Source organism: Halomonas sp. AOP30-A1-24 (assembly GCF_052378165.1).
GTDB classification, from domain to species: Bacteria; Pseudomonadota; Gammaproteobacteria; order Pseudomonadales; family Halomonadaceae; genus Vreelandella; species Vreelandella citrativorans.
In genome coordinates, this window is the sequence record NZ_JBQSXL010000053.1 from 1 (window position 1) to 8,671 (window position 8,671).

Here is an 8,671-nt window from a genome sequence, read left to right on the forward strand (position 1 = left end):
ACCACCCGGTATCGCAAAGCGCTTTGACGGCTCATTGGCCGGTCATTTGCCGCGCTATCCTGGCTACGAATGGGAACGAGTAGGCGCTGATGTAGTGCTGATTGAGGCGGCCACGCGTGTAGTCGTCGACATTCTGGTGGGTGCACTGCGTTAATTTTCCTGCTTTTATTGCATCATCGTGACTTAAAAAGTCATATTGTGTGACTATGCTCAAAGTCCTCGCAATGCGTAGAAGGAAAAGCAGAGCAATGCATACATTGAAAGAGCGCCTGGATGTAGCCGTTTCTATTGCCCATGAGGCAGGAGAGCTTATTCGTCAGGCACGCGCAGACCAGTCATTTTCACAACGGCTTAAAGCGGGTGATGAGTTAGTCACGGATGTTGACGTGGCCGTCGATCAGTTAATAAGAGAACGATTAAACACTTACTTCCCTGATGAAGCGCTCCTCAGTGAAGAACTATCCCCCGCGCATGCGTTAAATGCCGATGTTTCTAAACTTTGGGTGGTAGACCCCATTGATGGCACCGTCAACTTTGCGCAAGGGTTACGGCATGTTGCGGTGTCCATTGGGTGGATGGAAGAGGGGGTAGCCAAGGTGGGTGTGGTCTATGCGCCTTTCCTGGATGAAACTTTCAGTGCGGCAGAAGGACAGGGCGCTTATTGCAATCAGCAACCTATCCAGGCCAGTAAGGTAACGAGGCTAGCTGAAACCCTGGTAGGTACAGGCTTTCCTTATCAAAAAGAGGCCCGCCAAAAACTACTAGCACGCTTGAATGAAGTACTGGCGCATTGTCGAGATGTACGACGCAATGGAGCAGCAGCGTTGGACTTATGTGATGTGGCCTGCGGACGCTTGGGTGCTTATTATGAAAGCGTTTCGCCTTGGGACTTTGTTGCTGGCTGGGTTATTGCCCGGGAAGCTGGGGCAAGCGTAGGGCACTTGGGTACCGTTCCAGAAGGCGTGCCTGAGGATCTGTATCCTAATGAACTGCTGGTGACTGCGCCCGGCGTGTATGACGCGATGCACCGCCTGTTGCTAGATGCAGACCATGCCTAATGCCAAATACTTGAAAAGAAAGCGCAAAAAGAACTTTTCATTTGGCGCATAAAGCGATAGTATACGCACCGTCTTGAGGGAAATGCACAAGACATCGGAGTGTGGCGCAGCTTGGTAGCGCGTTGCAATGGGGTTGCAAAGGTCGCAGGTTCGAATCCTGTCACTCCGACCAAGAATACTGATAAAACGCCGCTTACGGGTCATGCCGAGCGGCGTTTTTTGTGCTTGGAAATATTCTGGCAAAATATCGTCAGTTTTCCACCCCGCTTGCGTCATAAGAGAAAAAGGAATCTCACTAGGCGAAGGGCTTGATTCAGATAACTTTATTACACTGTATTAAAACAAAGAGCTTCTCCTGGGATAATTGAACTGATACCGTCGGGAAGTGATGTTGCAGCCTCAATAGGCTTGTGGAATATATGCATGAAAACATCCATTGGTCTGACTCTGAAAGAAATACAAAAAAAGCAGGTTTTGATAACCTGCGTATGTTGATCCAGTTGCAGCATCGCGAGGTGACATGAACGAGTTGCCGCACGTTCCTTCCAGCGGAGAAATCTTTACGCATATCCGCATCATCGTAGGTATGGTGCTGGGGCTCAGCGTTAGTCGCCTGATTATCGGTCTCACGCGTTTCGTTCAACATCCGGGGCGGGAGAAAATTTATCTCATACACTTAGGCTGGGTGCTATTCCTTCTACTGTTCATCATTCATTTCTGGTGGTTTGAATTCGCGCTCGCCCATCGCCCGAACTGGTCCTTCGCAATCTATTTCTTCCTGATATTCTACGCTAGCCTGTTTGCAGCCTTGTCGGCGGTTCTGTTTCCGGATCGCATGGGCGAATATCAGGGGTTTGGTGATTACTTCCAAAAGCGCAGCCGGAGCTTTTATGTTTTGCTGCTAGTGCTCTTGGTCGTCGATGTTATCGACACCCTGATCAAGGGCGGTGACTATTATGCAGCCCACTATGGCTGGTATTACCCGGTTCGCCAGGCGGTGCTGATTGCCGGAACCATATTGGCGCTGGTCTGGCGATCGGAACGCTATCAGGCGGGGTTCGTTGTATTTGCGCTCCTGTTTCAGGTGATCTGGATCGTCAGCCTGTTCGAAGTGATCGATTGACCATCGTCCGGGGCGTCAATATTCGGGAAATAGCGTGTGGTGATACCCATGCCTCGTATAAATTGCTCGGCAACGTGGGTGTTGCATCGGAGACTATGAAGACCGCTATAAAATACGAGCAGCCATGATCACGCGGTCAGTAGTGTTATCCAGGCGAGTGCTAGCACTATGCAAGCGGCGGCAACTGGAACGCCTGCACGGCAAAATTCACGCATGCTAATGGTGATGCCGCGACTTGCCGCCTGCTCAACCACAATAATGCCCGCAAGGCTTCCAAAAATGATGAGGTTACTGGAAAAGCCTGTACTCAATGCCAGCGCTGCACCAAGCGCATCCACATCCCCTGAATGCTGTAAATATGGCGCCAACAGCATTACCGCAGGATTATTCCCAATAACATTACTTAAGACTGAGCCGACAATAAAAAGTGTTGTTGGGTCGGAAAAATCGATGCCTGCCGCCTGCATTTCGGTGATGATCTTTTGCGGTAGTCCTGTCTGTGCGAGGGCTGCATTCACAACAAACAATCCCATCAATAAAAGCAGCAGATTCCCATCAACCGTGCCGAGCACCTCCTTGGAAGATAAGCGGCGGTTCACCAGAATAATACCCGCTGCTGACAGAGCAATAAGTTCGCGAGGTAAGTCTGAAAATACAAAAGCAGAAATTACACCAATAGTCACAATCGCGGCTTTAAGGGTTTCTAGTCGGTCCATTGATGCTATCGGCGCTGGTGGCTCACGTGGCACACTCGGATTATGCGGCGCAAGCTTCCAGTTGCCTCGATAGAGCAGGGCTACAACGCCCCAAACGAGTGGTAAGGAAAGCAGCGCAGGTACCAGTGCAACTTTCATAAACCCGGTAAACGATAAGCCCAGCGCTTGGGCTGCAATCATATTTTGTGGGCTGCCAATAATAGTGGCTACCGAACCGGTGTTGGTCGCAAAGCAAAAGGCCAACAAAAATGGCGTTGGGTTAAGTCCACGAGAGAGGGTTATCGACACTAACAACGGTGTCATGGCAACCACGACTACATCATTCGTTAGCACCGCCGACAGGCCTGCCCCCGTTATTACCAGCAGCGCAAGCAAGCGCGGAGGAGAGACATCCATCGAGGCCACTTTACTGGCGAGCCATGCGTAAAACCCAGAAACGGAAAAAGCACCTGACACGATCATTAGCCCGAATAATAAGCCGACCGTTTCATAATCGATTGCATTCCAGGCAGCCTCATCGGTAATCCGCTGAAAGCCAATCATGGCGACAGCACCAACGACGGCAGCGCCCGTTCGATCAACACGAAAACCAGGAAGATGGCCGAGTGCTAATGCCAGATAGACCAGTAGAAATATGATGACAGTTATATCCACTTTATCCTCGTACCAACGATTTTGGTGCCTACGTATAAAAGACAGTAGTGCTAATGTCTAAAAGCTTATGCCAGCCCCGTTTTGTCGGGCCCTTTGGCTGCCGGGTTAATCTCGGCTTGCGCCAATGTTTTTTCGAGTAACTGGTCATAAATGGGGCGCCCGCCGATCCATTGAGCCACCATATTGGCAGTGACACATGTGGCTATCAGTGGCATAACCATTGTATAGGAAGCTGTCAGCTCCAGGGTCAGGGCTACGCCGACCACGGGAGCGCGCACTGAGGCCGAGAACAGACCGCCCATCGCCGCTATACCGAATGCCAGTGGGACGATGCCGGCTGATGGCACCAAGGCATCAAGGGTGCCACCAAAAGCCAAGCCAACGCACATTGATAAAGCCAGCATAGGCGCGAAGATACCGCCTGGTGTGCCGGCTGAATAGCTGGTAACCATCGTGCAATAGCGCATTATCGCCAATAGCAGAAGAAACATTAATCCTTGGCTGTGCTCAGCAATAAACGTCAGAGCATATTCGCCACCTGTCACGGATAACGGCATGAGAATAAGCAGCGCCCCAACTGCAAAGCCGACAAGCGCGGGAAAGAGATAGGGGATGCGTGCATTGATGCTCGATGCGAGTACCGCCATGTGCATAAGGCCTGCATTCAATGCAACACCGAGAACGCCGAGAAGACAGCCAAGCGCCACAAACGCTGGTAGCAGCCAATTTTCAGGGGCTGCAACCAACATGGAAAAATCGGGCGCTGTACCCCCGATGACTTGCGTCATCACGGTTGCCAGCAGCGCGGCAACGATAATGCCCATGTACGTCCGGAACGTATAAGGAAATTGACGGTGTGTCTCTTCAATGATGAAAAGAATAGCAGCAAGGGGAGCATTGAAGGCGCAAGCCAAGCCAGCCGCTGCACCAGCGCCAAGCATGCCGCGCCGCTCAGTTTCGCTTACCTTAAAAAAATCGGTGATCGCCGCGGAAAACGAAGCACCGATATGAATGGTGGGGCCTTCACGTCCAAGGACCATGCCAGAAGCAATGGCCGCCACACCCGTGAAGAACTTGATAGGAAGCACCCGGCGCCAGTGGACGGTTCTTAAGCCCAGCATGGCACCTTCAATTTCTTGCACGCCACTGCCACGCGCCTCAGGAGCATAGCGGTTCACGAAATAGGCGGAAAGAACCGTAATGCACATCGTGATTAGCGCAGCCGAGATAATGAGCACAGTACCGCTAATATGTTCAGCCAACAGATGTGGCCAAACCTGGAGACGGTCGATCAAAAGGTGGAAAAACGAGCCGACCGTGCCTGTTAATATTCCCGTTATTCCGGCAAGTGTGACATAGCGTATCTGGGCATTACGATTTCCCGGTCTGTCTAGATTTTCGACAGGATCGTCCATCATTGAGTATCTCAGTTTGAATAGTTCAGGGAGACATGCTCTGTCTCCCCGTTGGGTGCCCAGCATCTTGCTGAATATGCCTGAAGTAGTGAGCTTAAAAAAATCAGATTTCCGTTTGATTCAGTTCAGTAGTCCCATCTGAGAGGTTCTGTCTCACAGCGCATGTGATCAGAGTGAAGCCTCTGCTTTTGTGATGATGACGGGAATGGATTTATAAGCAGGGACCTCGCTTTCGTGGTCCTTGTCATCCAGGCCAACAAGGCAGTTGGCTTCTGGAAAATACGTTGCCAATGAACCACGCGAAATCGAATAATCAACCAGTGTCAGCCCTGCCAAAATTCGATCTCCTGACCGTACGTCGACGACATCACCTTCTTCGAGCCCCAGGTCTGCTAGATCATCACGGTTTGCGAACAGTACATCACGCCTGCCGTGGACGCCTCGATAACGGTCATTCAAGCCGTATATTGTTGTATTGTATTGATCATGGCTACGTATGGTGGTCAGAGTGAGTGCTGTATCATCGCGTCCGTCATCCTCGTCTGTACCGGACATGACAAGGAAATGCGCTTTGCCGTCAGGCGTATCCCATTCTCGCTGACTTGCACCAACTCTCAGACGAAAGCCGCCTGGTTTTTGAATACGCTCATTGAAGTCAAAGAAATCAGGAAACACAGCCTCAATTTTGTCACGGATCTGGTTATAGTCGGCAATCAGTGCCTTCCAGTCGACGGCCGTTTCGGGCAGTGCTGCCATGGCGAGGCCTGCAATAATGGCAGGCTCTGAGCGCAGTTCATCTGATGCGGATTTTAGGCCACCCCTTGATGCATGGACCATCGACATTGAATCTTCGACAGTGATGCTTTGTGGGCCCGTTTCCTGGATATCATGCTCGGTTCGGCCTAAGCACGGCAGGATGATGGTTTCATGTGCTGTCAGCAGGCAGGTTCTATTGAGTTTTGTGACAATCTGGATGTTGAGATCAAGGCCGCGGAAGGCATCGTAGGCGATTTGGGGATCGCTCATGGCGACGGCAAAGTTACCGCCCAAACCGATGAATGTCTTTGATCGTCCATCACGCATCGCAGCCAGTGCGTTGACGGCATTATGACCATGGGCACGAGGGCTTTTAATACCGAATGCCTTATCTAGCCGCGACAGAAATGCCTCGTTTGGAATCTCTGTGATGCCGACTGTTCTATCACCTTGAACATTGGAGTGGCCCCGTAATGGGCAAATTCCAGCACCGGGGCGTCCCATATTTCCGCGTAGTAGAAGCAGGTTGACCATTTGCTGGATGGCTTCTGTCCCATGCCGGTGTTGCGTGATGCCCATGCCATAGCAGAAGATAACGTTCTCGGCAGATGCATAGATGTCTGTAAGCGCTTCAATTTGTTCACGCGGTAGGCCCGAACGGCGAATAATGGTGTCCCAGTCTGTATTTTCAATATCCGACTTCAACGCCTCAAAGCCAACCGTGTGTTCGGCAATAAAAGAGCGATCAAGCAGGCCGCTCCCACCTGCGTTCATGTTTTTCGTATCAGCATCAAACAGCGATTTCATAATGCCTTTGAACACGGCTACGTCGCCGCCGACCTTCACCTGAAAATAAGCGCGATCAATACCCGTTGCGCTATCAGTGAGCATTTCACCGGGCGATTGAGGGTCCTGAAACCGCTCCAGGCCTCGTTCACGTAATGGGTTAATAACCACCACCGGCTTTCCGCGCTTCGAGACATCCGCCAGTGTTCTGAGCATACGTGGGTGGTTGGTTCCAGGGTTATGTCCTATACAAAAAACGGCATCAGCCTGCTCAAAATCATTAAGCGTCACTGTCCCTTTGCCGATGCCAATCGATTTTGGTAGCCCGACACTGGTAGGCTCATGACACATGTTGGAACAGTCGGGAAAATTATTCGAGCCGAATTCACGTGCAAAAAGCTGATAAAGAAAGGCAGCTTCGTTGGATGCCCGTCCTGAGGTATAGAACTCCGCTTGCGTAGGATCGTCGAGATTATTCAGAGCGTCTGCAGCCCGGCTAAATGCTTCTTCCCAGCTTACTGGAACGAAACGATCAGTTTGGGCATCAAAACGTACAGGCTGCGTCAAACGCCCTTGGTTTTCCAGCTGGTGATCCGACCATTCCCAAAGTTCTGAAACAGTGTGTGTGTCAAAGAATTCTGACGTGACGCGTTTGGATGTTGCCTCCCAAGTGACGGCCTTGGCGCCATTTTCGCAAAATTCAAACGATGATGTGTGTTCGGGATCCGGCCATGCACAGCCTGGGCAGTCAAAGCCATCGGGCTGATTCATTTGCAATAATGCGCGCGTATGGGTACTCATCCCCATTTCTTCACGCACTGCTTCGGCGACAGCTTTGAGTGCTCCCCACCCGCCAGCCGGTTTATTATAAATCTTGATTCCTTTGGCCATGCTGGTTCGTCCCCCAGTGTGTTTTAAAGCATTTAATTATTGGTAATATAGATTAATTCTTAATGTTAGCTTAGCAAATGCTTTCGGCAAAACCGATTGTTTTCTATCTTGGGAAAATTGCTTGCCACAATAGCGCGTTATGTGTGGCTCGCTAAAGATTTTGTCTATCAAGGACGCATTAGAACGAAAAAAGAAGTAAATGTGAGAAGGCTGCACAGGTTGGTGACACGAACATGTCACTTTTCCTACCAAGAGATTTTTGCCATGGAAAGAGCGGGGCTTGCTAGTTACTCAACTGCACACTTTTGGCCTCAGCACACTGCTGAGCGTTATCCATTTCAAGGAGCGCCGTATGGACCGTATTTTTGCGTGGGATGACCATCATAGCCGAGTGGTTTATCGCATACCCGGTTGTACTCATAAGGATGGACGTGAGGATAGCGATTTGTCGCCAGTATGGTTACCTGCAAAGGAGTCTGAGCTGCCGGAAAATGTGCGCCTGGAAGATCTTCGAAGGGTATCGGTGGAAGAGTAAGTGAAAAAAGCCAGAAAGGGCACTGGCGAGCTTAATAATATGCCCTGCCAGTGCCACTCCAGTATTACGGTGTTAATATGTCAATGACTTTAACTTCATACTTGTCATCATGAATGGCGACTACCTTGATAAGAACGTCTCTCGACACCTGTTTATATTCATCACGTTTATCAATTAGGCCAAAATGCTCTCGCTCGTCGCCGACAGTTAATGCGTCATTAAAATCCGTTTTTGGCAACATCAGTATATCGTCAATCATTATGGACATGGTATTTCTCCATCAGCCGTCGTTATTTCACGCTACTTTTTTTAGGACTCCGTTAAAACGTTTTAGTTTGCTTGTGATCACACAATGGCTGCGTTAAAGGTAGCTTTAATGTTTGTTAATTTAGCTATAGAAAAGCCGCCGACGAATGGCGTGAGCGGCTTTTAGGGAAAGCATAACGAATGAGCAGGTAATGAGCAGGTTACTCGTCAGCCTCATGATCGGCCAAGGCTGCCGCGACAGCTTCTTCCCATTGGCCTTCCGTTATTCCCCAGTGCTTCATTTCAGCCGAATCAGCCTTACCTTCGGCTGCTGCACGGAGCTTTTCAGCTGAGCTACTTTCAAAGCAGTGTTTTGCAAAGGCTTTTGTCTTTCCGTCGTGTAGTTGACTAATCATCTGCATGGCTAGCTCCTTTCCTTGGTCAATATCGGCCTTGATAAAGGTAAGACAGACTAGGGCGTGTCCTCATTT

9 protein-coding genes and 1 tRNA gene are annotated in these 8,671 nt (G+C 50.2%); 5 read left to right on the top strand and 5 right to left on the bottom strand.

Translation table 11 applies throughout. The features are described 5' to 3' along the window. The 4 genes from ACT3TJ_RS17505 to ACT3TJ_RS17520 all read left to right on the top strand — a co-directional run. On the top strand, nt 1-154 hold a 154-nt coding region (locus ACT3TJ_RS17505; protein ID WP_444622743.1), incomplete at its 5' end, for an RcnB family protein. 94 nt (nt 155-248) lie between these two features. Next, a complete protein-coding gene (locus ACT3TJ_RS17510) occupies nt 249-1,058 on the top strand; it encodes an inositol monophosphatase family protein (protein ID WP_172116560.1) in 810 nt (269 codons plus the stop codon). A gap of 95 nt (nt 1,059-1,153) precedes the next feature. Next, a tRNA-Pro gene (locus ACT3TJ_RS17515) sits at nt 1,154-1,230 on the top strand. Between the two features lie 348 nt (nt 1,231-1,578). Continuing rightward, nucleotides 1,579-2,181 (top strand): hypothetical protein, encoded by a 603-nt coding sequence (locus tag ACT3TJ_RS17520; RefSeq protein WP_172116561.1) that lies wholly within the window; start codon nt 1,579-1,581, stop codon nt 2,179-2,181. 128 nt (nt 2,182-2,309) lie between these two features. Here ACT3TJ_RS17520 and ACT3TJ_RS17525 read toward each other — a convergent pair whose 3' ends face one another. The 3 genes from ACT3TJ_RS17525 to ACT3TJ_RS17535 all read right to left on the bottom strand — a co-directional run bounded on the left by ACT3TJ_RS17525 (nt 2,310) and on the right by ACT3TJ_RS17535 (nt 7,399). Continuing rightward, entirely contained in the window at nt 2,310-3,551 is a 1,242-nt protein-coding gene (locus ACT3TJ_RS17525; RefSeq protein ID WP_172116562.1) for an ArsB/NhaD family transporter, read from the bottom strand. 65 nt (nt 3,552-3,616) lie between these two features. Further along, nucleotides 3,617-4,969, bottom strand: coding sequence for a H(+)/Cl(-) exchange transporter ClcA (gene clcA, locus ACT3TJ_RS17530; RefSeq protein ID WP_441679028.1), 1,353 nt, complete (start codon nt 4,967-4,969; stop codon nt 3,617-3,619). 165 nt (nt 4,970-5,134) lie between these two features. Further along, entirely contained in the window at nt 5,135-7,399 is a 2,265-nt protein-coding gene (locus ACT3TJ_RS17535) for an FdhF/YdeP family oxidoreductase (RefSeq protein WP_444622740.1), read from the bottom strand. A gap of 352 nt (nt 7,400-7,751) precedes the next feature. Between ACT3TJ_RS17535 and ACT3TJ_RS17540 the strand changes: the two genes are divergently transcribed. After that, entirely contained in the window at nt 7,752-7,934 is a 183-nt protein-coding gene (locus ACT3TJ_RS17540) for a hypothetical protein (RefSeq protein ID WP_172116564.1), read from the top strand. Between the two features lie 64 nt (nt 7,935-7,998). Here the strand turns inward: ACT3TJ_RS17540 and ACT3TJ_RS17545 are convergent, their stop codons facing one another. Together ACT3TJ_RS17545 and ACT3TJ_RS17550 are read right to left on the bottom strand one after the other, a co-directional pair. Continuing rightward, nucleotides 7,999-8,202 (bottom strand): hypothetical protein, encoded by a 204-nt coding sequence (locus ACT3TJ_RS17545; RefSeq protein WP_444622741.1) that lies wholly within the window; start codon nt 8,200-8,202, stop codon nt 7,999-8,001. A gap of 199 nt (nt 8,203-8,401) precedes the next feature. Beyond that, nucleotides 8,402-8,602 carry a hypothetical protein gene (locus tag ACT3TJ_RS17550; RefSeq protein WP_444624392.1) on the bottom strand — a complete coding sequence of 67 codons (201 nt, stop codon included), beginning with the start codon at nt 8,600-8,602 and terminating at the stop codon, nt 8,402-8,404. Nucleotides 8,603-8,671 lie beyond the last annotated feature (69 nt).